Below are 22,703 nucleotides of genomic sequence, written 5' to 3' on the forward strand. Positions count from 1 at the left end.
CGTCACGAGACAGCACCTTCCAGTGCGATGACCGTCACGGCCGGTGGGGCCGCGACGAGCAGGGACAGGTCCGGTACGGCGGTCCAGGCGGGGTCGGGGGACAGCGGCTCGGAGGCGACGAGCACGCCGTCCACGGTGGACAGGTACGACAGCGAGTGGCCCCAGGTGGTGGCCGCGATCGTCGCGCCGTCGGTGAGCAGGAGGTTGAGCCGCGAGCCGGGGGCGGCCGCGGCGACGTCGGCGACCACCCCGGCCAGCGCCTTGTCCGGCGCGAGCCCGGCCTGCAGGCGGGCGCACACCAGCGCCCACAGCAGGGCGCTGTCGGTCGGGGCGTCCAGGGTCAGCAGGTCGCGGACGGGCAGCGCGGCGGCGAGCCCGGCCACGCTGTCCGGCCAGCCGGTCACCTTGCCGTTGTGGCTGAACAGCCACCGGCCGTCGGTGAACGGCGCGGCCGCCGTCTCGGTGACGGGCAGGCCGACGGTCGCCGAGCGGACCGCGGCCAGGATCGCGCCGGAGCGGGTCGCGGCGGCCAGGGCCGGCAGTCCGGCGTCTGTCCACAGTGGAACGCTCCGGCGGTACCGGATCGGCGGTTCGTCCGGGTTCGGAAACCAGGCGACGCCGAACCCGTCGGCGTTGATGGTGCCGCCGCCGCGCATGTCCGCCGGGGCCCACGACTGGCGCTCCAGCGAGTGCGGCGGCGTGAACAGCAGGTCCGCCAGCGGGATCGGCGGCCCCAGGTACGCCAGGTGCCGGCACACTAGGCGAGCTCCGCGGGCGTGGCGTCGCGGGCGGTGCGGAAGCCGCTGAAGATCTGCCGCCGGATCGGGTAGTCCCAGTTGCGGAACGTGCCCCGGCAGGCGGCGGCGTCGGTGCCGAACGAGCCGCCGCGCAGCACCTTGTACTCGGGGCCGAAGAAGACCTCGGAGTACTCGCGGTACGGGAACGCGGTGAAGCCCGGGTAGGCGGCGAAGTCGCTGTCGACCCACTCCCACACGTCGCCGATGAGCTGGTGCACGCCCAGCGGGGAGGCGCCCGCGGGGTAGGCGCCGACCGGGGCCGGGGCGAGATGGCGCTGGCCCAGGTTGGCGTGGTGCGGCTCGGGGTCGCCGTCGCCCCACGGGTACCGCCGCGAACGCCCGGAACCGGGGTCCCACCGTGCCGCCTTCTCCCACTCGGCCTCGGTCGGCAGCCGCCGGCCCGCCCACGCCGCGTAGGCCGCGGCCTCGTGGAACGACACGTGCACGACCGGGGCGTCGGGGGCGATCGGGCCGGTCCGGCCGAACTCGGTCGCCAGCCAGCCGCCCGGGTCGCGGCTCCAGTGCAGCGGCGGGCTCGCCCCGGTCTCGTCGAGGAACGCGGCGTACTGCGCGTTGGTCACCGGCGCCTTGTCGATCCAGTACGCGGGCACGTCGACGGCGTGCGCGGGCCGCTCGTTGTCCAGCGCCCACGCCTCGGTCGAGGTACCCATGGTGAACGGCCCGCCCGGCACCAGCACCTCACCGCGCACATCCACGGTGGCCGGCGGAGGCGGCGGCGCGGCGAGCACCGGGTCGCCGGCGCGCAGCTGGTGCGTGGCGAGCATGGTCTCGTCGTGCTGCTGCTCGTGCTGCACGATCATCCCGAAGGCGAAGGCGTCCTCGGTCAGCCGCCTTCCCTCCAGGTGTACCCGTTCCAGCACGTCGAGCGCCTTGTCGCGCACGGTCGCCACGTAGGCCCGCGCCTCCTTCGGCCCGAGCAGCGGCAGCGCCGGACGGTCCTTGCGGGCGTGCTTGAAGGCGTCGTAGAGGTGGTCGATGTCGGCGCGGACCGGCTCCCGGCCGCCGACGTCGCGCACCAGCCACAGCTCCTCCTGGTTGCCGATGTGCGCGAGGTCCCACACCAGCGGCGACATGAGCGGCGAGTGCTGGCGCACCAGGTCGCCCTCGTCCACCGCCTCGGTGAGCCCGGCCGAGCGGGCCCGGCTCCGCTCGAGCTCCTGTGCGACGCGCTCCCGCAGGTCAGCCATTGCGTGTGCTCCCTTCCAGGACGTCTTCGATCAGGTGCGGCGGCAGGTCCAGCCGCGCCAGGGCGAGCTCGCGCACGGCCCGGGCGGCCCGGGCGAGCACCGGGTCGGCCATGCCGTCGCGAGCCGCCTGCACCCAGCGCCCGGCGGCCGGCGCGCACAGGTCGAGGACCCGCGAGACGGTGCCGGGATCGTCGAGCAGGGCGTGCAGCAGCGCCGCGGGCGCGAACCAGCCGCGCCCGGGCTGGGTGTCGAGGTAGCGGATCTCCAGGTACCCGCGCGGGCGGACCGGCGGGAAGAGGGTGCTCAGGTGGTAGTCGAGGTCGGCGAAGGTCGGCCTCGTGTCCAGGGCGCCGCCGATCCAGTCCGCGAACGTCACCCCGGACGGGGCGTCCCAGGCCCCGTCGGGCCGCCGGACGCACAGCACCTTGGCGTCCAGGGCGTAGTCCGCCCAGTCGGCCGCCGGGCGCCCGCCGGTGCCCACGGCGCGGGTCCGGGACGGGTCGATGCCGCGCCAGGCGCGCTGGCGGGTCGAGGCCCAGCCGGTGTCCTCACCCGCGAAGTGCGCCGAGTTGGCGAACAGCGCCATGAGCGGCGGGCCGAGCGCGTGCACCGCGGCCCAGCGCTCGGCGAGCTCGCCCTCCGGGCCGGGGTCGAGGCAGACCTGTAGGCCCGCGGTCGAGCACATCATGATTTTTCCGGATTCGCCGTGGCGGTCGAAGGCCGCCTCCATCGCGTCGTACCGGGGGGTGGAGAGCAGGCGCCGCGGTTCGCGGTGCGGATCGGCGCCGGTGTCGCCCAGGACCAGTCCGGCGCCCGCCAACAGGGCGGTGAGCTGCTCGATCTCGGCGCCGACGCCGGCGTGCAGCTCGATCAGGGAGGCGTACGGCCGGCTGGAGATCTCCACCTGGCCGCCGGGCTCGAGGGTGACGGCGCCGCCGTCGCGCAACGGGAGCGCCGGGGAGTCGGCCCGCAGGGTCGGCGGCGCGTGGTCGCCGAGAGCCTGACAGAGCCGGGCGGGATCCAGCGGGGCCGCCGGATCGCCGCGTTCGTGAACGGTGAACTCGAGTTCGACACCGACCGCCGCGGGTGGTCCGGTCTTGAAGCAGATCGATGCAATGTAGCCCTCGGCCTGCTCGATCTCGGCGATGACCGCGTCGTGGTCGGCGGCCGTGCGGGTGCCCTGCAAGGTCGCCATGAGAGCCGACGGTACCTCGGGAACCCTCGATCGGCGAGCGCAGACGTTGAACAAACGGTTACCGAACGACTACGGCGGGACGTCAGCGCAGTAGCCGGTACAGCTTCAGCGTCTCCCGGGTGACCGACTTCAGGCCGGGCACGCGGGCCAGCGCGACGAGCCGGTCGATGAGCGGCACCGCGCGGTCGATGAGCAGCCGCGTCTTGGCCTGGTCGGGTGACGTGTCGTGCACCCAGTAGAGGGTGATGCCCATCTGCGCGAGCCAGAGCAGCTCGGGCAGCTCCGGGCGCAGCTCCGCGTCGATCTTCGTGGTGGCGCCCTCGACGACCTCGCGCAGGACCGCGATCGACCGCTCGCGGGCCGGGGCCGACTCGCCGCTGAACGGGCTGAGCGGCGACCCCGGCTCCACGGCGGTCTTGATGAACTTGCCGGCGAACGCGTGGTACGGCGTCATCGTGTCGAGCATGCCGGTCAGCGCCACCCGCAGCCGCTCGTCGAACGGGCCACCCTTGGCCAGGGCGCCGGCGACGGCGGCCGCGGTGTCCTCCTGCACCGTGGCGTAGAACTGCTGCACCAGGTGATCCTTGGAGGGAAAGTAGTAGTAGGCGTTGCCGACCGACACGCCGGCGGCCTGGGCGATGCCCCGCATGGTGGTCTTGTCGTACCCCTGGTCGCGGAACAGCCGCACCGCCGTGTCCACGATGAGCCGCTTGGTCTGCTCGCCCCGGCCCGTCTCAGGTGTCGCAGGTTTCACCACAGTCCTGACGATATCCGCGCAGTGATCCGGCCGACTGGGCCACCCGCCGGGCCAGCGGCCGCAGGCCCGGCTGGGCGAGGCGCGCCGCCAGCCCCCGATATCCGTCCAGCGCCCAGAGGCAGACGAGCCAGGCCGCATCCCCGACGTACACGCCGCCGTCGTCGGCGACCACGGTGATGTCGGCGAGGGTCTCCGCCGGGTCGAGCGCCGGATACCGGCGGCGCGCCTCGTCCGATCCCGCCGCGACGAACTCGAGCGGGACGATCTGGGCCCGGGTCGACAGCCACGAGCGTGCCGTGCGGCAGAGCCCGCAGCCCTCGTCGTAGAGCACGGTGAGCGTGGTGATCATCGCGGCGGCGGGATCTCTTCGGGGCCCGGGCGCCGGTTCGCCGGGGGCCGCAGGGTCTCGGGACCGGGCCGCGGCGGCGGCAGGGTGCGCGTGGGCTCGATCGGGGGCGCGGCCTGCTCCAGCAGCCGGCGGCGGCGGAAGCGGCTGAGGACGAACAGGTTGGCGAAGTGCACGCCGCCGAGGACGAGCAGCACCAGGCCGAGCTTGGCGGCCAGGGTCTCCATCGCCCCGCTGCCGCCGGCGACCGGCCCGGTGACCTTGAGCGCGATCGCCACGAAGCCGAGGTTGAGGCCGAGGTTGAGCAGGTAGAAGCCGACCACGAGCAGGTGGTTGACCGACTCGGCGAGGCGCTCGTCGGCGAACGCGTCGTCGAGGAACACCTGCCCGTTCTTGAACAGCGTGCGGGCGACCCAGATCGTCAGCAGGATGCTGATCACCAGGTACGCCAGGTAGGTGGTGAGCTTGAGGTCCATCTCCGGCCTCCGTCCATTTGAACGTGTTCAACAAGACGGTACCGCCGTTCCTGAACGTGTTCAACTGTGCGCCCGGTCACGCCGCGGTGTAGCGCACCCACTCCCCGCCGGCCTGGCCCACGACGAGGGCGCCGTCGGACGCGAGGAGGGCGATCGAGCCGTCGTCGAGCGGGCCGGCCAGGTACGCGTCGGCCAGCGGGGCGGGCAGCGGGGTGAAACCGCCGTCGCGCCACACCCCGACGCCGGGGCCGGGCAGCACCATGACGAGCCCGCCCCCGTTCGCCGGGCTGATCGTGTCCGCGTTCGCCATGATCGGCAGGTCGGGCACGGCGAGTGCGCCGTCCGGCGTCAGCCGCCAGACCCGGGTCGGGTTCGCGGCGACCGCCCAGGCGTCGCGCCCGTCCGGCGAGACGCGCACGAAGGCGCCGACCCCGATGTTCGGCCCGGCCGCGCGCCAGGTCCGGCCGGCGTCGGGGGAGTACTCCACCGTCGTCTCCAGCCCGGTGTGGGTCAGCCGCCAGGGCCCCCGGCTCGTGGGCGGCTTGGGCAGCTCGCCGGGGTCCTCGACGGAAAGCGCGTCCTCCGGGCTGAGGGCCCGGTACGTCCGGCCGCCGTCCTCCGTCGCCCACCAGGCCAGGTAGGGGTCGCTGACGCCGACGAGGAACGAGTCCGCCCCGCGGATCATGAACCCCATGTGCCCCTCGGGCGGCAGGTCCGGCAGCTCCACCGGCCGCCAGGTCAGGCCCGCGTCGTCGGTGTGCCCGAGGAAGCGGGCGCAGCCGCCGCCCGGGTGGCAGTCGTCGAACAGCACCCACCCGTGCGTGCGGTCCGTGAACCGCACGACCATGGTCCCGTGCGCGCCCTCCAGCCGCACCGGCCGGTCCGTGAACGGCGGCCGGTCGGGCGCCACCGCGGGCTGCAGCGCGTTGAGCGACAGGGCGGCGACGAGCGCGGCCCCGAGCCCGGCCAGCCAGAGCACCCCGCGCCGGCGGCTGCGCCGCCACGTTCGCATCGCCTCCACGGGCACCGGGCGGAACGTGCCGAGGTACTCGTCGGCGAACCGCGCGAACTCGTCCTCCACAGTGGTCTCAGGCATGCCACACCTCCGGCGTGAGCTGGGCGGCCAGCCGGGCGCGGCCGCGGGTCAGCCAGGAGCGCACCGTGCCTTCGGCGACGCCCTCCTGCTCGGCGATCTCGGCCACGCCGAGCGCCCCGAGGTGGTGCAGCACGAGTGCGCGGCGCTGGCCCGCGGGCAGCTCCCGCAGCGCGGCGACGAGCGCCACCCGGTCGGGCGTGGGCCCCTCGACGTGCTGCTCCCGCTGCCGCGCGAGGAACCCCAGGGCGGTGCGCAGCCGCCGCAGCCGGCTCGTGGCGAGGTTCCAGGCGACGCGGCGCACCCAGCCGGCGGGGTCGGCGTAGCCGGCGATGCGCGGCCACTGCTCCAAGGCCCGGCAGAACGCCTCCTGGGCGAGGTCCTGGGCCTCGGCGTGGTCGCCGAGGTACGCGTAGAGCTGCACGGCGATGCGCTGGAAGTGCGCGCCGTAGAACTCGCTGAAGGGCGGCTCGGGCATATTCATGTCACGCGCGAGGCGGCCGGATCGCTGCGCCCGCCTTTTTCCGCGCTACAGGGTCGCGATCATCAGCGCCGAGACCAGCAGGGCGAGGTGGTGCAGGGCCTGGTCGGCCACGTACATGCCGCACACCGGGCTCTGCGCCTCGGCGAACTGCGGCGAGCGGGTCGCCTTCAGGATCGCGCGCACCGGCCAGCGGCGGTCCAGCAGGCCGTGGGTCACGGCCGAGAAGACCATCCCCGCGACGACGCCGAGCGGGGAGAGCGGCAGCCGCAGCGCGAGGGCGGTGCCGAGCAGCACCACGGTCACCGTCACGTGGTAGCCGAGCAGGTGCCCCGCCATGGCCCGCCAGGCGGTCGCGCCCCGGCCCGCCTTGAGCCCGGCCTGCCGGTCGGTCTGCGTGACGTGGTCGCCGAGGCTGTGGCCCACGAAGAGGGCCAGCAGGGCCACGGCGAACACCACGGAGTGCGTCAGCGTGTCATCCGACATCGGCCGCTCCTCACATCGACGGGAGTTCCGATCATCCGCCCCGCCGCCGGTCACTTCTACGTCGAACGTGGCAGAACACATGTGTCCTGGGTCGCGTCACCCGCCCAGAGCAGCGCAAATGCGTAACTAACCGGTCAAGCCGGTAGTTGGGTCAAGGTGCGCAGCGACCCGAGTTTGCCGAGCCCGGGCGCAACATCCTGCCCGCCGGCCTGGACGCCCGCCCCGGCGAGGACCGGTCCACCGCGCGCGCCGACACCGTGATCATCGTGCACGTGACGGAGGCTGGCGACCGCGCGTACCTGATCTAGTCCGGCTGCGCGCGATCGGCCCGGACGACCTGACCCTCCTGAGCACGAACGCGGGCCGCTTCAACACCGAACAACGCGACGGCCGCGACTACGAGAACCTGGACCCGGCGACGGCCGACCTCTTCACCGCGGCGCGCGACGACCGGGTGGGCGAGTTCGCCCGGCTGCACCCCGACCGGGTCATCACGCGGTAGGAGCGCTCCACCAGCCGGCCTGCGTAATGTGCTCGAAGCCGAGCGACTCGTACAGCGGCCGGCCCATCCGCGAGGCCGTCAGCGTCATCGGGCGGTCGTCGAAGCGGCGCAGCACGGCGTGCATCAGGGCCCGGCCCACGCCCCGCGAGCGGAAGGCGGTGCCGGTCGTCACCCAGTACACCCCGACCGCGCCGGGCTCGGGCACCGCCACGCATGCGCCGGCCACCTCGCCGTCGAGGTCGGCCAGGTAGAACTCGAGGTCGGCGAGGATGCTCTCCGGGAAGACCACCCCGCGCGCGTACGGCTGGAAGTTCTCCAGCGCGAAGTCCTCGACCACCAGCCGCTCCGCGACCGCCAGGTCGGCGGCGCTCCCGACGCGGCGCACGGGCAGGCGGGGCTCGTCGACCGGCTTACCCGGGCGCCGGATCATCACCGGCAGCTGCCGCATGGCCAGTCCCCGGTCCGTCAGGTCCACCGTCCCGAACGCGTCCTCGACGACGACGCGGCCCTCGCCCGCGACCAGGTCCGCGAAGTCCTCGGCGGCGCGGGGGCCCAGCGTGAGCACGCGGCGCCCGTAGCGCTCGTCGCCGAGCACGGCCACCCACCCGTCACCGGACCGCGTCTCGTAACCGCGGGCGCGGGCCACCCGGGCCCAGAGCCAGGCCGCGTTCCCGGCCGCCGTCGTCAGGGCGTCTGCGTCCATTCGCGCAGCCTATGTCGGGGTGTTCATTGTCTTGCCGCCGCCGCGCGGTCCAGGTCATCTTCGGGGCCGGTGCTAAAGTGGAGGTCGACCTCCGATAAAGGGTGGGTGCATGCAGACGGAGCCGGGTGTGCGGCGGCCGCAGCGGGCGGACGCGCGGCGCAACTTCGACGCGCTCATCGTCGCCGCGCGCGACGCGTTCGCCGAGCACGGCACGACCGCCTCGCTCGAGGAGATCGCCCGGCGGGCCGGGGTCGGGATCGGGACGCTGTACCGCAACTTTCCCACCCGGCAGGACCTGTTCGACGCGGTGTACCTCGGCGAGCTCGACGCGCTGTGCCGCGCCGCCGAGGACGTCGCCGGCCTCGAACCGTGGGACGCCCTGGCCGCCTGGCTGCGCCGGTTCGTCGGCTACGTCGCGACCAAGCGCGCCATCTACGAGGAGATCAACCGCGACTCGGAGATGGTGCGCGGCGCGCGCGAGGCGATGTACGCCGCGTTCGAGCCGCTGCTCGCCCGCGCCCAGGAGTCGGGCGCCGCGCGGCGCGACGTCAGCACCGACGACCTGCTGCGGCTGGTCTCGGGGCTGACTGCCGGCGGATACGTCGACGACGCCCAGCGCGAGCGCGTGCTCACGGTCGCCCTGGACGGCGTGCGCGCCCGCTAGCTCCGGCTGGGTAGTCGATCATCGTGCGCGGGTACGCAGGCACGCATGGAGATCGATCTGCTGCACAGGCCGGTCGTCGATCTGGCCGGACGGCCCATCGGTACGGTGGATGGCGTCGAGACGGTGCTCGGAGATAGCGGCACGCGGGAGATCGCGGCGCTCGTCGTGGAGCCGCGGCGGGGCGTCTTCTCCCGCGGTACCGCCGCCAGAATGCGGATCTCGTGGGACCTCGTGGCCTTCTGTGACCGCCGCATCACCCTCATGGTGTGCAAGAACCGTCTGCGCGTGTCCTGAGTCTTGGAACCTCGCGCATCACCTCACCGGACGCGGACACCAGGCGGGTAGCCTGGTCCGACGCGCGCTTCGAACCGTGATCACGGGGTAGTGGTCGCCGGTCCGGGGCAGAGAGCTCGACTGGATGAGGTGCATCGCAGATGTCCGACCTGGCGCAGATCGGCGTGACCGGTCTCGCGGTGATGGGCCGCAACCTGGCCCGGAACCTGGCCCGCAACGGTTACACCGTCGCCGTGCACAACCGCTCGTACGAGCGCACGCGCCGGCTCGTCGACGAGTTCGGGCAAGAGGGCACGTTCGTGCCGAGCGAGTCCATGGCCGACTTCGTGGCCTCCCTCGCCCGCCCGCGGGCCGTCATCATCATGGTGAAGGCCGGCGGCCCCACCGACGCCGTCATCGACGAGCTCGTGCCCCTCCTCGAGGAGGGCGACATGATCGTCGACGCCGGCAACGCGCACTTCGCCGACACCCGCCGCCGCGAGCAGGGCCTGCGCGAGCACGGCCTGCACTTCGTCGGCACCGGCGTGTCCGGCGGCGAGGAGGGCGCCCTGCTCGGCCCGAGCATCATGCCGGGCGGCTCGCCGGAGTCGTACCAGAAGCTCGGCCCCATCTTCGAGAAGATCTCGGCCAAGGTCGACGGCACGCCCTGCTGCATCCACGTCGGCCCCGACGGCGCCGGGCACTTCGTGAAGATGGTGCACAACGGCATCGAGTACGCCGACATGCAGCTCATCGCCGAGGCGTACGACCTGCTGCGGGCCGGCCTCGGCGCCACCCCGGCCGAGATCGCCGACATCTTCCGCACCTGGAACACCGGCGACCTCGAGTCGTTCCTCATCGAGATCACCGCCGACGTGCTCTCCCAGATCGACGGCGACACCGGCGAGGCCTTCGTCGACATCGTGCTCGACCAGGCCGAGCAGAAGGGCACCGGCCGCTGGACCGTGCAGAGCGCGCTCGACCTGGGCGTGCCGATCACGGGTATCGCCGAGGCGACCTTCGCCCGCTCCCTGTCGGGCCACGCCGACCAGCGCGAGGCCGCGCGTTCGGCTTTCGGCTCTTCTGTCGCCGCGCTCGACATCGCCGACCGCGACCAGTTCATCGAGGACGTGCGCGCGGCCCTGTACGCGTCGAAGATCGTCGCCTACGCCCAGGGCTTCGACCACATCCAGGCCGGCAGCGAAGAGTTCGGCTGGGACATCGACCGCGGCCGTGTGTCAACGATCTGGCGCGGCGGTTGCATCATTCGCGCCCGGTTCCTCAACCGCATCCGCGAGGCCTACGACGAGACTCCCGGGCTCAAGAGCCTCATGGTCGCGCCGTACTTCGCCGACGCCGTCAACGCGGGCGTGCCGGCCTGGCGCCGCGTCGTGGCCGCGGCGGCCGCGGCGGGCATTCCGACCCCGGCGTTCTCGTCCTCGCTGGCGTACTTCGACGGCTTGCGCGCCGAGCGCCTGCCGGCCTCGCTGATCCAGGGCTTGCGCGACAACTTCGGCGCCCACACGTACCGGCGAACCGACCGCGAGGGCATCTTCCACGTGGAGTGGGCGGGCGACAAGAAGGAACACAGCGCGTAGTGTTTGCTTGGATGCTTTGCGTATCGAGGGCCGTGATCGGTTAGGACGGCCGTGGTACGGTGAATAAAGCGGAACGCCACCGTCGCCGGGGTTGGTTCCGTGTTGATTTGGGCCCCCGATTCGCAGCTGTTTGCGGGTCGGGGGTTCGGCATTTCGGGGCTGTCGACGTGTCGGGGGGTGGGTCGCGGGTGCGGAGTGCGGGGGTGCCGCGACTCGGGAGCGAGAGCGGTGGGTGTGGCGTGCCGGGAGCGAGAGCGGTGGGTGTGGGGTGCCGGTGCGAGTGCGAGTGCGAGTGCGAGTGCGGTGAGTGCGGGGTGCGGGTCGCGGGTGCGGCGGGCGCGGGTCGGGTCGTGCGTGCAGCGGGTGCGGCGGGCGCGGGTCGGGGCGCGCGTGCGGTGGGCGCGGGTGCGGTGGGTGGCGAGTGCGGTGGGTGCGAGTGCGGTGGGTGCGGGTCGGGCGCGCGTGCGGTGGGTGCGAGTGCGGTGGGTGCGAGTGCGGTGGGTGCGGGTCGTGCGTGCAGTGGGCGCGGGTCGTGAGTGCAGGTGCGGTGGGTGCGGGGTCGTGGGTTGCGTGTGGGGTCACTGGAACCGGGCGGGTTCGTCGGGGCAGTGGGACTGCCGCGGCTCTGGGATAATGGATTGAGCGAGCGGTCGCCTGGCTCGCGGTGGTGCCGCTGGTCTTCGGTGCGCGTGCAGTTTTGGTCAACGCGTGCAGTCGTGGTCAAGCGGTGCGGTCAAACGGTGCGGTCGGCCAATGCGGGTGCGACGGGGTCCGGGTCCGCGTCCGGGGCCTTGATCGCGCGGTCGTGTTTGGCCTGGCTCAGGGCTACCAAAGCGCCCGCAGCCGCGGCCGTCGTTGTCAGCCAGAATGCCGTTGCGTACGCGCCGCTGTGCAAGGGCAGGGTCAGCAGGGCTACCGTGACCGCGCCCGTCAGGTACTGGGCCGTTGTCATCGTTGCGCCGGCCGACGACTGCTGGGCCGGTGGGACCTCGCGGGCGCCCAGGACGAACATCGACGTGTAGATGACGCCGTGGGCGGCGCCGCTTACCAAGAGGCCCGGTAGGACGCCCTGGAAGTAGCCCGTGTTCGCGGTCAGGGCCAGCCAGGCCAGGGACGCCGCGGCCGCCGTGAAGGCGCCGGCCAGGGTCGGGGCTGTGCCGAAGCGGCGTATCAGGCGGGCCGTCGCCGAGCTGCCCGCTGTGACCAGGGCGGCCAAAGGGAGGAACGCCAGGCCGGCCTGCAGAGGTGTGTAGCCGTCGCGGTCCTGCAGCATCAAGGTCACCACGTAGAACTCGGAGCCTACGCTCGCCATGTACAAGGCGGCGGACCATGAACCCGTGCGCAAAGATCGCGGCGAACGGCTGGCGGGACTCGACGTTTGATCGGCCCGCCCGGACGCTGCGCGCGGACGAAAACCTCCAGGCCGGCCTCGCCGGGCAAGCCTCGATGTCCGAAAAATCGTGATAAAAGCGAAAAAGACCAACGAGCCGGCCAATGCCAGCAGCGTCGGCCACGAGCGCCAGCTGCGCGCGCCTCCCTCGGTCAGGCCCAAAGCCAGCAGTACCGCCGCCGCCGTCGACAGCAACGTGCGCGTCAACGGGGCGGGCGTCGCGCGCGTCCGCGCGGTCGACCACAACCAAGCCCCAGCCCCCGCGGCGCACGCCGCGACCACCGGCACGTTCACCAAGAAGGTCCAGCGCCAGCTCAGCCGCGTCAGCGCGCCGCCCAGCACCACGCCCGCGGCCAGCCCCGAAGCGCCCACCGCGCCCCACACGGACAGCGCCCGCGTCCGCGCCGCACCCGCGAAGCGCGCGCCGATCAGCCCCAGGATCGCCGGCTGCAGCAGCGCCGCCGCCAGGCCCTGCACGGCGCGGGCGGCGAGCAGGGCCGGGCCGGACGACGCCAGGCCCCCGGCCAGGCTCGCCAGGCCGAAGAGCAGCGTCGCGACCAGGAAGAGGCGGCCCGCGCCCCAGCGGTCCGACAAGCGGCCGCCGAGCAGCAGGAAGCCGGCGAACGGCACCGCGTACGCGCTCACGACCCACTGCGCCGCGGCCAGCGAGAGCCCGAGGTCCCGCGCGATCGCCGGCAGCGCGACGTACACGATCGAGAAGTCGAGGGCGAGCAGGAACTGCGCCGCCGAGAGCACCGCGAGGATCATGCTCGCCATCGTCCGACCCTCACATTAGTGTGAAGGTCAATGCGTATCGGCGAACTCTCCACCCGCACCGGCACGCCCGCCCGGCTGCTGCGGTACTACGAGGAGCAGGGACTGCTCACCCCCGAGCGCCGGGCCAACGGGTACCGGGACTACGGCGAGCACCTGGTCGACCGGGTGCAGCAGATCCGCGGGCTGCTCGAGTCCGGGCTGCCCACGCGTCTGATCAGAAACGTCCTGCCGTGCCTCGACAACCCCTGTAGCATCACGATCTCCGACGCCGGGCCCGAGGTCGTCGCCCAGCTGCGCTACGAGCGCGACCGCATGGACGCCCGGATCGCCTGTCTCAGCCGCAACCGCGATGCCATCGATGCGTACCTGTCCAAAGTGACGTCGAAAGTGATCCAGCCCATGAGCGAGCCCGTCGTCACCCTGGCCACCGCCGAGCACCGCGACGCGGTCGTGGACACCTTCGTTGCCGCGTTCGCCACCGATCCGGCCATGCGCTGGTTCATGCCCGACGACGCGACCTACCCGGCCGAGGCGGCCGCGATGGCGGGCGCGCTGTTCGACCTGCGCGCCGGGCACGGCACGGTGTGGGTCGCCGACGGGGGAGCCGCGGTCGCGATGTGGGACGCGCCGAGGTCCCCGGGCGGCGACGGGGTCGAGCACCCGCCCCAGGCCGGCCGCTTCGGCCTCTACCAGTCGATCGTGCACACCAAACTGCCCAGAACGCCGCATTGGTACCTGGGGGTGCTGGCGACCCATCCCGACCACCGCGGCCGCAAGCTCGGCCGGACCGTGCTGGCGGCCGGGCTCGCGCGCGCCGAGGCCGACGGGCTGCCGGCCTACCTGGAAACTTCAAACCCGAAGAACGTCGAGGTGTACCGCTCCGTCGGCTTCGAGGTCGTCCGGGAGCTCCACGTCGACGAGCTCCCGGTGTGGATCATGTCGACCGCGGCGGCTCCTTCTTGACCGGGCCCCCGAGCAGGTCCTCGAACGACGTGGTCAGCGCGAACGGGTCGGCGACCTCGACCGGCCCCCGCTCGGAGACCAGCGCGGCCAGCTGCGCACCCGCGCGGCGTACGCGCTCGTGCAGGGTGTCGCGCCCGCCGGCGGCCCAGTCCTCGGTCGCGGCGAACACCGCGGTCGGCGCCACGACCGCGTGCAGGTAGACGAACATGGGCCGCAGCGCGTGCTCCAGCGCCAGCGAGTGCCGGGCCGTGCCGCCCGTCGCGCCGAGCAGCACCGGCTTGTCGCGCAGCACGTCGTCGCCGAGCACGTCGAAGAACGACTTGAACAGCCCGCTGTACGACGCGTTGAAGATCGGGGTCACAGCCACCAGCCCGTCGGCGCCGGCCACCGCGTCGACGACCTCCTTGAGCGCCGGGGAGGGGAAGCCGGTCAGCAGGTTGTCGGTGATGTCGTGGGCCACGTTGCGCAGCTCGAACACGCGCACCTCGGCGTCGAGGCCCGCGCTGACGGCGGCGGTGAGCCGGTCGGCCAGCAGTCGTGAGGACGACGGCTGGCTCAACCCGGCGGTGACGGCGACGATCGAGCGGGTGCTCATGGTTATGCGTCCACCTTCTGCAGAGCCTTCAGGGACTCGTGCGTCGGCGCGTCCGGCACGTGCGCGGGGCGGCCGATCGCGAACTCCTTGCGCAGCACCGGCACGACCTCCTCGCCGAGGATGTCGAGCTGCTCCAGCACCGTCTTCAGCGGCAGGCCGGCGTGGTCGAGCAGGAACAGCTGCCGCTGGTAGTCCCCGACGTACTCGCGGAAGCCCAGCGTGCGGTCGATGACCTCCTGCGGGCTGCCGACGGTCAGCGGGGTCTGCGCCGAGAAGTCCTCCAGCGAGGGGCCATGGCCGTAGACGGGAGCGTTGTCGAAGTACGGCCGGAACTCGTTCTTGGCGTCCTGCGAGTTCTTGCGCATGAACACCTGGCCGCCGAGGCCGACGATGGCCTGGTCGGGCGAGCCGTGGCCGAAGTGCTCGAACATCCGCCGGTACAGCTCGACCATGCGCTGGGTGTGCTCCTTGGGCCAGAAGATGTGGTTGGCGAAGAAGCCGTCGCCGTAGTACGCGGCCTGCTGCGCGATCTCGGGCGTGCGGATCGAGCCGTGCCAGACGAACGGCGGGACGCCGTCCAGCGGGCGCGGGGTGGCCGTGAAGCCCTGCAGCGGCGTGCGGAACTCGCCCTCCCAGTCAACGACGTCCTCGCGCCACAGCCGGCGCAGGAGCGCGTAGTTCTCGACGGCGAGCGGGATGCCCTTGCGGATGTCCTGGCCGAACCACGGGTACACCGGGCCGGTGTTGCCGCGGCCCAGCATGAGGTCCACGCGGCCGTCGGCCAGGTGCTGCAGCATCGCGTAGTCCTCGGCAATCTTCACCGGGTCGTTCGTCGTGATGAGGGTAGTCGCGGTGGACAGCAGCAGCCGCGAGGTCTTCGCCGCGATCCAGCCGAGCATGGTGGTCGGCGACGATGGCACGAACGGCGGGTTGTGGTGCTCGCCCATGGCGAACACGTCGAGCCCGACCTCCTCGGCCTTGAGCGCGATAGTCGTCATGGCCTTGACCCGCTCGGCGTCGGTCGGCACCCGCCCCGTCGTGGGGTCCTGCGTCACGTCACCGACGGTGAACACACCGAACTGCATCTCGAACGCCACCTTCACTGCGGACCCGGGCGGTTCCCGGCCTCTGCGCGCTACAACATAGCTGACGAGTCAAACATTCCGCCAGTGAACAATCAACTTCCGTGACTTCCCAGCGCGGCGCCGAGCCGGGCCACGCCGTCCTCGATCGCGCGCTCGCTCAGGGACGCATACCCGAAAAGCAGGCCCGGCGGACCGTTCCCGGCCAGGTAGTACCGGCGCAGCCCCGCGATCGCCACGCCCGCCGCGGCCGCGGCCTGCTCGGCCGCGGCCTCGTCGAGCCCCGGCGGCAGCCAGGCCACCAGGTGATGCCCGGCCGCGATGCCGGCCGGACGCAGTCGTGGCAGGTGGCGGGCCAGGGCGCGCAGCAGGGCGTCGCGGCGGCGCCGGTACACGGGGCGCATCCGGCGCAGGTGCCGGTCCAGCTCGCCGGCGGCCAGGAAGTCGGCGAACGCCAGCTGGTCGATGGCGGGGGAGCCCCGGTCCGCCCGGAGCTTCGCCTCGACCACCGGGCCCACGAGCCGCCGGGGCAGCAGCATCCAGCCCAGCCGCAGCCCCGGCGCCAGCGTCTTGCTGGCCGAGCCCAGGTACGCCACGCGGTCCGGGGCCAGGCCCTGCATGGCGCCGATCGCGGCCCGGTCGTAGCGGTACTCGGCGTCGTAGTCGTCCTCGACCACCAGCGCGCCCGTGCGCCGGGCCCAGCGCACCACGCCCGCGCGGGCCTCGGCCGGGAGCACCCCGCCGGTCGGCCACTGGTGCGAGGGGGTGAGCACGAGCGCCTGGGCGTCGACGCCCTCCAGCGCCGCGATGTCCACGCCGTGCTCGCCGACGGGCACCCCGGCCGGCCCCAGGCCCGCGGCGGCCGCGAGGGGCCACACGTCGTCGTTGGACGACGGGTCCTCGACCGCGATCGGGCGCCCGCCCCGCCCGCCGGCGGCGAGCACGGTCACGAGCAGTGCGACCCCCTGGGCGTACCCCGAGCAGATCACGATGTCGCCGGGGTGCGCGACGGTGCCGCGGACGCGGTTCAGGTACGCGGCCAGCGCCGAGCGCATTTCGGGGTCGCCCTGCCCGCTGGTGTACCCGAGCCGCTCCGCCGGCGCCTCGGTGAGCACCCGGCGCAGGCTGCGCAGCCAGGCCGCCCGCGGGAAGTTCGACACGTCGCTGCGCCCGTAGTTGAAGCTCACGACGGGCGCGGCCGGCGCGGGCGCGGGCGGCGGCTCGGCGGCCGGTGCGGTCTCCGGGCCGGCATTCACCCGGGTGTATCCGCCGGAGCGGCTGGTCAGGTACCCCTCGGCGGAGAGCTGCTCGTAGGCGGCCACGACCACGCCCCGCGACACACCCAGCGAGGCGGCGAGGACGCGGCTCGGCGGCAGCGACGCACCCACCGGCAGCCGCCCCGCCCGCACTGCGGCCCGGATCGAGGCCTCCAGCTGCCGGTGCAGGGCGACGCCGGAGTCGCGGTCGAGCGCGTCCAGCAGCAGGTCGGTCGCGGCGGCACCGGAATTGGTCCTCGACTCGCGCACGGGATCGGACCTCTCATGCAGTACCAAATTCGAAGAGGCTTTCAGCATGACGACGACGGCGCAGAAGCTCAATGTGCTCACCGCGGGCGACCCGGGATATGACGAGGCCCGCTCGATCTGGAACGCGATGGTCGACCGCCGCCCGGCCCTGATCGTGCGGGCGGCGTGCGAGGCCGACGTGGTCGCGGCGGTGCGGCTGGCCCGGGAACGCGGCCTGGAACTGGGAGTCCGCTGCGGCGGGCACAACGCGGCCGGGTTCGCGGTGCCGGAGGGCGGGCTGATGCTGGACCTGACCCGGCTCGCCGCGGTGCGGGTCGACCCGGCCCGGCGCCGCGCCCGGGTGCAGGGCGGGGCGCTGCTCGGCGTGCTCGACACCGCCGCCCAGCGCCACGGCCTGGCGACCACGGCCGGCAACGTGTCGCACACCGGCGTCGGCGGGCTCACGCTCGGCGGCGGGATGGGCTGGCTGGCCCGGCAGTACGGGCTGGCCTGCGACAACGTGGTGTCGTACCGCGTGGTGACGGCGGCCGGCGAGGTGCTTACCGCGTCCGCCCGGGAGCACCCGGAGCTGTTCTGGGGCCTGCGCGGCGGGGGCGGGAACTTCGGGGTGGTCACCGAGTTCGAGTTCCGGTTGCACCCGGTCGGGACGCGGGCCCTCGTCGCGGAGTACGCCGTCGACCCGTCCGGCGCCGCCGCGGCGCTGCGGCACTGGCGCGACCTCGCGGCCGTCGCGCCCCGCCCGGCGACCCTCGAGGCGGTCTCGCCGGGCGACGGCTCGGTGCGCCTCGGGTTCGTCTGGGCCGGCCCGGGCGATCCGGCCGGGCTGCTGGCCGAGATGCCCGCCGCGACCGTGCGTGAGGTGTCGTACCTGCACCTGCAGACGCGCGACGACACGACGGGCGGGCACGCGTACCGCCGTTACTCCAAGGGTCACTACCTGCGCGCCCTGCCCGACGCGGCCGTCGACGCCTTTCTCACGCCCGGACCGGCCGCGCGGAGCCTGCAGACCTACGGCGGAGCCATCGCCGACGTCGCCCCCGCGGCGACGGCATTCGCGCACCGGGACACGCTGTTCGAGTTCGGCACCGGCCTGCGCTGGACGGACCCGGCCGAGGACGCCGAGCGCATGGCCGTCGCGCGGGCGACGGGCGCGTTGCTCGCCCCGTACGCGTCCGGCGTCTACGTCAACGTCCTCAACGACGAGGGCGAGGCGGGCGTGCGGCGCGCCTACCCGGCCGCGCAGCTGGCGCGCCTGACCGCGGTGAAGGACGCCTACGACCCGGACAACGTCTTCCACCTCAACCACAACATCAGGCCCTCGGTTCGCCCCTGAGCAGGCCCAGCAGCTCCCGCACGGCCCGGACCCGCGGCCCGAACTGCGGGTCGAGCGCCATGAGCAGCACCGCGACGGCCCACACGGCGGCCACCGCGGCCGCGCCCCGGCCGAGCTCGTCCCACAGCAGCAGCCCGGCCCGGTGCAGCAGGACCACGGCGGCCGCCGGTACCAGCGCGACGGCGACCGAGCGCAGCACCGCGAGCGTGGCGAAGACCCGCCGCCGCACCGGCCGCGGCTCCGCGTCGACGATCCCGGCGAGGCTGCCCAGCCGCCCGGTCGCCACGGCCCCGGCGCAGGCGAGCAGCTGCCGCCGCAGCGTGGCGACGGTCTCGGCGTCGGGCAGCGCGACGGCGACCTCCTGCGCGCGCAGCCCGGCCGCGATGCGCCGCAGCCGCCCGCGCAGCTCGGCGTCGAGGTCGGCGGCGGGGAGGGCGAGCGCCGCGGCGTACCCGTGCTCGAAGACCTCGGCGAGCTGCTCCAGCCCGCGCGCGACCGCGCGGCGGGGCCCGGCGGTCGCGAGGCCGCCGGGGTCGAGGAAGGGCAGCAGCCAGTTGAGCAGCTCGGCCGCCTCGATCTCCGGGTGCCGCCGCATGCGCCGCCGGTTGACGACCCGTGCGGCCAGCACGACCTCGGCCACGGCGAGCAGCAGGCCCAGCCACTGCACGAGCCCGACCCGCAGGACGACGACCGGGAAGGGGGCCGGGCCCAGCGCCAGCCCGCCCGGCACGACCGCGAGGACGGCGCCGAGCCCGGCCGCGGCGAGCGGCGGCATCCACATCCCGAACCGCGGCACGTACGCGGCGGGCCCGACGAGGACCACGAACGCCAGGAGAATCGCGGCGCCCTGCGTCATCCACGGGACCCCGGCGGCGGTCAGGAGCCAGATCGGCAACCCGAGGAACAGCAGCGCCGCGGTGACGACGGCGGCGACAGCGAGGCGCCGCTGATCGTGCTCGTACCGCCGAACGGCCTGCCAGGCCAGCCGCCGCAGCCGCGCCCGCACCTCCGGCCGCGCGACGACCCCGCCCGCGGCGGCCCGTGCGTGCGCCCACCCCTCATAGCGGTCCCGCAGCCCCCGCCGCAGCGCCGCGAGCCGCCGCCACCGGGCCGCCCGCCGCTCGTCGCGCATCTCCTCCGCCAACCGGCGCATCTCGTCCCGGACATTCCGCCCGGCCTCGGCGAACGCCTCCAGGATGCTGCGCAGCCCGAACCATCGCCGCACCGCGAACGCGAGGAACTCCGTCACGCCCCCACCGTAGCGACCGCCGTCCATGCGCCAGGGTCAGTTGCCCGCGCTCTCGTAGCGGCGCAGGCCGCGGGTGAAGATCCAGCCGGCCGCGGCCAGGCAGTACACCGCGACCAGGGGCGTGAGCAGCCCGACCCAGGCGCGGCCGTGGCCGAGCACGTAGCTCACCGGGAAGAAGCTCACGAACGCGAACGGCAGGGCGAAGCCCAGGGCGGCCTTGAGCGCCCACGGGTAGACCGAGAGCGGGAACCGGGCCAGGTCGCCGGCCTGGTGGACCGCCATCGCGAAGAGCGGGCTCGGGCTCTGCATCCAGAACGAGGCCGCGTTCGTAGCCAGGTTGATCGCCACCTTGATGGCCATCGCGGACAGCAGCACCACGAGGCCGAGGGCGATCCGGGCGGGGGACCAGGCCACGTCCACATGGGACAGTGAGAAGGCCAGCATGAGGCCGCCGGTGACGAGGTTGGACAGGCCGTTGATGCCGACCTGGACGCTGCTGACCTGCAGGACCACCGGGAACGGGCGCACCATCATGTAGTCGATGTCGCCCTGGTTGATCATCCAGGACAGGCTCCACATGCCCTCGAAGAACAGGGAGCCGACGCCCTCGGCCACGGCGACCATGCCGAACATCGCCACCACGGCCCAGAAGTCCCAGCCGTTGATGGCCGGCACCTTGGCGAAGATGGCGGCCAGGAAGACCACGTTGACGACCTGCATGACGACCGTGCCGGCCATCATCACCCAGAAGTCGCCCTGGTACTCCAGCAGTGAGCGCAGGTGCGCGCCCAGCAGCCGCCGGTACAGCCGAAAGATCCGCATCTCATCCCCCGTGGACGGTCAGTTGGCGCAGGGCCCGGCCGAAGAGGGCGCGGGCGGCGTACCACAGCAGCAGGAGCCAGCCGAGCTGGACCGCGACGAGCAGCAGGGCGTGGCGGCCCGACGCCTGGCCGACGAAGATGAGCGCCGGAGTCGACGTGAGCCCGGCGAACGGCGACCACTGCGCGGCGGTGGCGAGCCAGCCGGGGAAGTACGCCAGCGGCACCAGCGCCCCGGAGAGCAGGCCGGTGATCGCCTGGCGGGCCCACAGGACCCCGACGAAGTTCTGCGTCCAGAAGCAGGCGAGCGTGGAGACGTACACCACGATGAACTTCAGCGGCACGAGCAGCACCATGCTGACCGCGAACAGGGCCAGCTCCGGCCCGGGGGGCAGGTCCGGCGGGCCGCTGACCACAATGGACACCCCGGTCACGAGGGCGACGACGGCGATCTCGATCCACACGCCGCCGACCACCTCCCACAGCCGGGCCCGCTGGTAGTCCACCGGCTTGACCAGGTCGAGCGCGACGAGCCCGGACTGGATGCGGTGCGACATGCGGAAGTCGACGAAGGTGCCGACGAGCGCGCCGGAGGCGAAGGCGACGAGCAGGTAGCTGCGCATGTGCGGCCAGTCGTAGCCGCCGACCTGGGCCGCGCCGTCGCCCAGGAGCACCTTCCAGACCGCGAGCAGCGCGACGAGCTGGAAGGCGACGCCGCCGAGGGAGAGCAGGAAGTTGCCGCGGTACGCCAGCGCCGACAGGGCCGCGGCGCGGGCGTGCGCGGTATAAGCCCTCATGCTGCATCCAGCTGGAGCTCGCCGGAGTACACCCGGCGGATGACGTCCTCGATGGAGGGCTCGTCGACGTTGAAGTCGACGAGGTTGGTCAGCGGGGCCAGGGCCGTGACCGCCTGGCCCGCGGTCATCGCGAACCGGTCGAAGCGGACCGAGAAGTGCAGCGGCGTCTCGCCCGGCTCCACGGCCGCGCCGGGCAGGGCGGTGCGCAGGGCCTCCAGCGGTACCGCCGAATCGGTCTCCACGTTGAGGATCCGCTCGCGCGCGAAGGCGTCCTTCACCGCGTCGAGGTCGCCGTCGAAGATGATCCGGCCCGAGTCGATGATGACCAGGCGGCGGCAGAAGCCCTCGATGTCGCCGAGGTCGTGGCTGGTGAGCATGACCGTGGTGCCCTCGTCGCGCACCGAGCGGAAGAACTCGCGGACGCGGTCCTTCACGGCGAGGTCGAGGCCGATGGTGGGCTCGTCGAGGTACACCACCGGCGGCGCGTGCAGCAGCGCGGCGGCGAGGTCGGCGCGCATCCGCTGGCCCAGCGAGAGCTTGCGCCCGAGCACCGGCAGCACGTCGCCGAGGTCGAGGACCTCGTCGAAGCGGGCCATGCGCTTGCGGTAGGTGCCGTGGTCGATGCCGTAGATGTCGCGCAGCACCGCGAGGGACTCCGAGACCGGAAGGTCCCACCACAGCTGGGTCCGCTGGCCGAAGACCACCCCGATGCGGTGCGAGACCGCGATGCGGTCCTTGCGCGGCGACAGCCCGTCGATGCGGACCTCGCCGGTGGTCGGCACGAGAATGCCGCTGAGCAGCTTGACGGTCGTCGACTTGCCGGCGCCGTTGGGCCCGACGTAGGCCACCGCCTCGCCGGCCTCGATCGACAGGTCGACGTGGTCCACCGCGACCTTGTCGGTGAAGCGCCTGGTGAAGAGGTGTTTGACGGCCCCCCGTAGGCCCGGATCCTTGTCCGGCCTTCGGAAGACCTTGGTCAGCTGACGTGCCTCCACGATTGCCACCGACGGAGACTAACGGACATTTTTCGATACCCGAACTAAATATCCGCCTGCCCCGCGAGCAGCGCCGCGAGGCCTTCGGCGCTCGCCCGGTCGAGCGGTTCGTGGGAGATCATGAGGCGGTACCACAGCACGCCGTACGCCTGCTCGACCAGCAGTCCGGGCTCGGCCACCCCGTGCCGCTCCAGCAGTCCCCGCAGGGCGTCGCGGCGGCGCCGGGTGAACTGCTCGAGCATCTCGCGCGCGGCCGGGTCGGACTGCGCGATTCCGGCCGCGGTGGCCAGGAACGCCCGCCCCCGCTCGGCGCCGGCGAAGGAGCTGACCAGGAACGCGGTGAGGTCGCCGGGCAGCGTGCCGTCGCCGGTCTCGACGACGTCGGCGCGGGCGCGCTCCAGCAGGGCGTCGAGCATCACCGCGTACTTCGACGGCCACCAGCGGTAGATGGTCTGCTTGCCCACGCCGGCCCGCGCGGCGATCGCGTCGACGGTGACGGCCGCGCCGCCGGGCTCGGCGATCAGGGCCGCGGCGGCGTCGAGGATGTCCTGCCGCGCGGCCTCGTTGCGGCGGCGGCCGGTGTGCTCCCGGTGCATGTG

Annotated in this window: 25 protein-coding genes; 6 read left to right on the forward strand and 19 right to left on the reverse strand. The window is 73.2% G+C overall.

Annotated features, from left to right (window positions below):
- Positions 1-2 precede the first annotated feature (2 nt).
- The 9 genes from egtC to AB0B76_RS13090 all read right to left on the reverse strand — a co-directional run bounded on the left by egtC (position 3) and on the right by AB0B76_RS13090 (position 6,839).
- Entirely contained in the window at positions 3-758 is a 756-nt protein-coding gene (egtC, locus tag AB0B76_RS13050; RefSeq protein WP_360374089.1) for an ergothioneine biosynthesis protein EgtC, read from the reverse strand.
- Positions 758-2,005 (reverse strand): ergothioneine biosynthesis protein EgtB, encoded by a 1,248-nt coding sequence (locus AB0B76_RS13055; RefSeq protein ID WP_360374091.1) that lies wholly within the window; start codon positions 2,003-2,005, stop codon positions 758-760. The genes egtC and AB0B76_RS13055 overlap by 1 nt, the downstream gene beginning before the upstream one ends.
- Positions 1,998-3,200, reverse strand: a complete 1,203-nt coding sequence (gene egtA / locus AB0B76_RS13060; protein ID WP_360374093.1) for an ergothioneine biosynthesis glutamate--cysteine ligase EgtA — start codon at positions 3,198-3,200, stop codon at positions 1,998-2,000. The genes AB0B76_RS13055 and egtA overlap by 8 nt, the downstream gene beginning before the upstream one ends.
- A gap of 82 nt (positions 3,201-3,282) precedes the next feature.
- Positions 3,283-3,957, reverse strand: coding sequence for a TetR family transcriptional regulator (locus AB0B76_RS13065; RefSeq protein ID WP_360374095.1), 675 nt, complete (start codon positions 3,955-3,957; stop codon positions 3,283-3,285).
- Positions 3,935-4,306 (reverse strand): DUF393 domain-containing protein, encoded by a 372-nt coding sequence (locus AB0B76_RS13070; RefSeq protein WP_360374097.1) that lies wholly within the window; start codon positions 4,304-4,306, stop codon positions 3,935-3,937. The genes AB0B76_RS13065 and AB0B76_RS13070 overlap by 23 nt, the downstream gene beginning before the upstream one ends.
- Positions 4,303-4,779 (reverse strand): hypothetical protein, encoded by a 477-nt coding sequence (locus tag AB0B76_RS13075; RefSeq protein ID WP_360374099.1) that lies wholly within the window; start codon positions 4,777-4,779, stop codon positions 4,303-4,305. The genes AB0B76_RS13070 and AB0B76_RS13075 overlap by 4 nt, the downstream gene beginning before the upstream one ends.
- Before the next feature lie 76 nt (positions 4,780-4,855).
- Entirely contained in the window at positions 4,856-5,875 is a 1,020-nt protein-coding gene (locus AB0B76_RS13080) for a hypothetical protein (protein ID WP_360374101.1), read from the reverse strand.
- A complete protein-coding gene (locus tag AB0B76_RS13085) occupies positions 5,868-6,350 on the reverse strand; it encodes a sigma-70 family RNA polymerase sigma factor (RefSeq protein WP_360374103.1) in 483 nt (160 codons plus the stop codon). Before AB0B76_RS13085 ends, AB0B76_RS13080 begins: the two co-directional genes overlap by 8 nt.
- 51 nt (positions 6,351-6,401) lie before the next feature.
- Entirely contained in the window at positions 6,402-6,839 is a 438-nt protein-coding gene (locus AB0B76_RS13090; protein WP_360374105.1) for a DUF3307 domain-containing protein, read from the reverse strand.
- Between the two features lie 146 nt (positions 6,840-6,985).
- Between AB0B76_RS13090 and AB0B76_RS13095 the strand changes: the two genes are divergently transcribed.
- Positions 6,986-7,147, forward strand: a complete 162-nt coding sequence (locus tag AB0B76_RS13095; protein WP_360374107.1) for a hypothetical protein — start codon at positions 6,986-6,988, stop codon at positions 7,145-7,147.
- Between the two features lie 183 nt (positions 7,148-7,330).
- On the opposite strand, the gene AB0B76_RS13100 is transcribed toward AB0B76_RS13095, so the two are convergent.
- A complete protein-coding gene (locus AB0B76_RS13100; RefSeq protein WP_360374109.1) occupies positions 7,331-8,044 on the reverse strand; it encodes a GNAT family N-acetyltransferase in 714 nt (237 codons plus the stop codon).
- 109 nt (positions 8,045-8,153) lie between these two features.
- Here AB0B76_RS13100 and AB0B76_RS13105 point away from each other — a divergent pair, with 109 nt between their 5' ends.
- The 3 genes from AB0B76_RS13105 (at position 8,154) to gndA (ending at position 10,579) form a co-directional block, all read left to right on the forward strand.
- A complete protein-coding gene (locus tag AB0B76_RS13105) occupies positions 8,154-8,708 on the forward strand; it encodes a helix-turn-helix domain-containing protein (RefSeq protein ID WP_360374111.1) in 555 nt (184 codons plus the stop codon).
- Between the two features lie 45 nt (positions 8,709-8,753).
- Positions 8,754-9,002, forward strand: a complete 249-nt coding sequence (locus tag AB0B76_RS13110; RefSeq protein ID WP_360374113.1) for a hypothetical protein — start codon at positions 8,754-8,756, stop codon at positions 9,000-9,002.
- Between the two features lie 140 nt (positions 9,003-9,142).
- On the forward strand, positions 9,143-10,579 hold the full coding sequence (gene gndA / locus AB0B76_RS13115; protein ID WP_360374115.1) for an NADP-dependent phosphogluconate dehydrogenase: 1,437 nt from the start codon (positions 9,143-9,145) through the stop codon (positions 10,577-10,579).
- 733 nt (positions 10,580-11,312) lie between these two features.
- On the opposite strand, the gene AB0B76_RS13120 is transcribed toward gndA, so the two are convergent.
- Positions 11,313-12,737, reverse strand: a complete 1,425-nt coding sequence (locus tag AB0B76_RS13120; protein WP_360374117.1) for an MFS transporter — start codon at positions 12,735-12,737, stop codon at positions 11,313-11,315.
- Between the two features lie 39 nt (positions 12,738-12,776).
- Between AB0B76_RS13120 and AB0B76_RS13125 the strand changes: the two genes are divergently transcribed.
- Positions 12,777-13,709, forward strand: coding sequence for a GNAT family N-acetyltransferase (locus AB0B76_RS13125; RefSeq protein WP_360374119.1), 933 nt, complete (start codon positions 12,777-12,779; stop codon positions 13,707-13,709).
- Here the strand turns inward: AB0B76_RS13125 and AB0B76_RS13130 are convergent.
- From AB0B76_RS13130 to AB0B76_RS13140, 3 genes are all read right to left on the reverse strand, one after another.
- A complete protein-coding gene (locus AB0B76_RS13130; protein WP_360374121.1) occupies positions 13,681-14,304 on the reverse strand; it encodes an FMN reductase in 624 nt (207 codons plus the stop codon). The two genes, AB0B76_RS13125 and AB0B76_RS13130, sit on opposite strands and share 29 nt — an antisense overlap.
- Positions 14,305-14,306: 2 nt before the next feature.
- Positions 14,307-15,389, reverse strand: coding sequence for an LLM class flavin-dependent oxidoreductase (locus AB0B76_RS13135; RefSeq protein WP_360374123.1), 1,083 nt, complete (start codon positions 15,387-15,389; stop codon positions 14,307-14,309).
- Positions 15,390-15,481: 92 nt separating this feature from the next.
- The gene (locus AB0B76_RS13140; RefSeq protein WP_360374125.1) at positions 15,482-16,912 is read right to left on the reverse strand and encodes a PLP-dependent aminotransferase family protein; all 1,431 of its coding nucleotides are present in this window, start codon (positions 16,910-16,912) and stop codon (positions 15,482-15,484) included.
- Positions 16,913-16,958: 46 nt separating this feature from the next.
- Here AB0B76_RS13140 and AB0B76_RS13145 point away from each other — a divergent pair, with 46 nt between their 5' ends.
- Positions 16,959-18,245, forward strand: coding sequence for an FAD-binding oxidoreductase (locus AB0B76_RS13145; protein ID WP_360374127.1), 1,287 nt, complete (start codon positions 16,959-16,961; stop codon positions 18,243-18,245).
- Here AB0B76_RS13145 and AB0B76_RS13150 read toward each other — a convergent pair.
- Genes AB0B76_RS13150 through AB0B76_RS13170 form a run of 5 tightly spaced genes read right to left on the reverse strand, consistent with a single transcriptional unit; the run spans position 18,223 to position 22,700 of the window.
- Positions 18,223-19,494, reverse strand: coding sequence for a hypothetical protein (locus AB0B76_RS13150; protein WP_360374129.1), 1,272 nt, complete (start codon positions 19,492-19,494; stop codon positions 18,223-18,225). The two genes, AB0B76_RS13145 and AB0B76_RS13150, sit on opposite strands and share 23 nt — an antisense overlap.
- 36 nt (positions 19,495-19,530) lie before the next feature.
- Complete coding sequence (locus tag AB0B76_RS13155; protein ID WP_360374131.1) at positions 19,531-20,316, reverse strand: ABC-2 family transporter protein; 786 nt, start codon at positions 20,314-20,316, stop codon at positions 19,531-19,533.
- Between the two features lies 1 nt (position 20,317).
- Positions 20,318-21,109: an ABC-2 family transporter protein gene (locus AB0B76_RS13160; RefSeq protein WP_360374133.1), complete on the reverse strand. Its 792-nt coding sequence runs from the start codon at positions 21,107-21,109 to the stop codon at positions 20,318-20,320.
- On the reverse strand, positions 21,106-22,113 hold the full coding sequence (locus AB0B76_RS13165; protein ID WP_360374135.1) for an ATP-binding cassette domain-containing protein: 1,008 nt from the start codon (positions 22,111-22,113) through the stop codon (positions 21,106-21,108). The genes AB0B76_RS13160 and AB0B76_RS13165 overlap by 4 nt, the downstream gene beginning before the upstream one ends.
- A gap of 35 nt (positions 22,114-22,148) precedes the next feature.
- A complete protein-coding gene (locus tag AB0B76_RS13170) occupies positions 22,149-22,700 on the reverse strand; it encodes a TetR/AcrR family transcriptional regulator (protein ID WP_360374137.1) in 552 nt (183 codons plus the stop codon).
- Positions 22,701-22,703: the final 3 nt, after the last annotated feature.

This window comes from Dactylosporangium sp. NPDC049140 (genome assembly GCF_040648435.1).

What these genes read in the sequence shown, in the direction of transcription:
- AB0B76_RS13055 (WP_360374091.1), bottom strand. Translation starts at nt 2,005, where the DNA reads ATGGCTGACCTGCGGGAGCGCGTCGCACAGGAGCTCGAGCGGAGCCGG.
- gndA (WP_360374115.1), top strand. Translation starts at nt 9,143, where the DNA reads ATGTCCGACCTGGCGCAGATCGGCGTGACCGGTCTCGCGGTGATGGGC.
- AB0B76_RS13160 (WP_360374133.1), bottom strand. Translation starts at nt 21,109, where the DNA reads ATGAGGGCTTATACCGCGCACGCCCGCGCCGCGGCCCTGTCGGCGCTG.
- AB0B76_RS13085 (WP_360374103.1), bottom strand. Translation starts at nt 6,350, where the DNA reads ATGCCCGAGCCGCCCTTCAGCGAGTTCTACGGCGCGCACTTCCAGCGC.
- AB0B76_RS13075 (WP_360374099.1), bottom strand. Translation starts at nt 4,779, where the DNA reads ATGGACCTCAAGCTCACCACCTACCTGGCGTACCTGGTGATCAGCATC.
- AB0B76_RS13170 (WP_360374137.1), bottom strand. Translation starts at nt 22,700, where the DNA reads ATGCACCGGGAGCACACCGGCCGCCGCCGCAACGAGGCCGCGCGGCAG.
- AB0B76_RS13090 (WP_360374105.1), bottom strand. Translation starts at nt 6,839, where the DNA reads ATGTCGGATGACACGCTGACGCACTCCGTGGTGTTCGCCGTGGCCCTG.
- AB0B76_RS13125 (WP_360374119.1), top strand. Translation starts at nt 12,777, where the DNA reads ATGCGTATCGGCGAACTCTCCACCCGCACCGGCACGCCCGCCCGGCTG.
- AB0B76_RS13155 (WP_360374131.1), bottom strand. Translation starts at nt 20,316, where the DNA reads ATGCGGATCTTTCGGCTGTACCGGCGGCTGCTGGGCGCGCACCTGCGC.
- AB0B76_RS13145 (WP_360374127.1), top strand. Translation starts at nt 16,959, where the DNA reads ATGACGACGACGGCGCAGAAGCTCAATGTGCTCACCGCGGGCGACCCG.
- egtA (WP_360374093.1), bottom strand. Translation starts at nt 3,200, where the DNA reads ATGGCGACCTTGCAGGGCACCCGCACGGCCGCCGACCACGACGCGGTC.
- AB0B76_RS13110 (WP_360374113.1), top strand. Translation starts at nt 8,754, where the DNA reads ATGGAGATCGATCTGCTGCACAGGCCGGTCGTCGATCTGGCCGGACGG.
- AB0B76_RS13100 (WP_360374109.1), bottom strand. Translation starts at nt 8,044, where the DNA reads ATGGACGCAGACGCCCTGACGACGGCGGCCGGGAACGCGGCCTGGCTC.
- AB0B76_RS13135 (WP_360374123.1), bottom strand. Translation starts at nt 15,389, where the DNA reads ATGCAGTTCGGTGTGTTCACCGTCGGTGACGTGACGCAGGACCCCACG.
- AB0B76_RS13070 (WP_360374097.1), bottom strand. Translation starts at nt 4,306, where the DNA reads ATGATCACCACGCTCACCGTGCTCTACGACGAGGGCTGCGGGCTCTGC.
- AB0B76_RS13080 (WP_360374101.1), bottom strand. Translation starts at nt 5,875, where the DNA reads ATGCCTGAGACCACTGTGGAGGACGAGTTCGCGCGGTTCGCCGACGAG.
- AB0B76_RS13130 (WP_360374121.1), bottom strand. Translation starts at nt 14,304, where the DNA reads ATGAGCACCCGCTCGATCGTCGCCGTCACCGCCGGGTTGAGCCAGCCG.
- AB0B76_RS13105 (WP_360374111.1), top strand. Translation starts at nt 8,154, where the DNA reads ATGCAGACGGAGCCGGGTGTGCGGCGGCCGCAGCGGGCGGACGCGCGG.
- AB0B76_RS13120 (WP_360374117.1), bottom strand. Translation starts at nt 12,737, where the DNA reads ATGATCCTCGCGGTGCTCTCGGCGGCGCAGTTCCTGCTCGCCCTCGAC.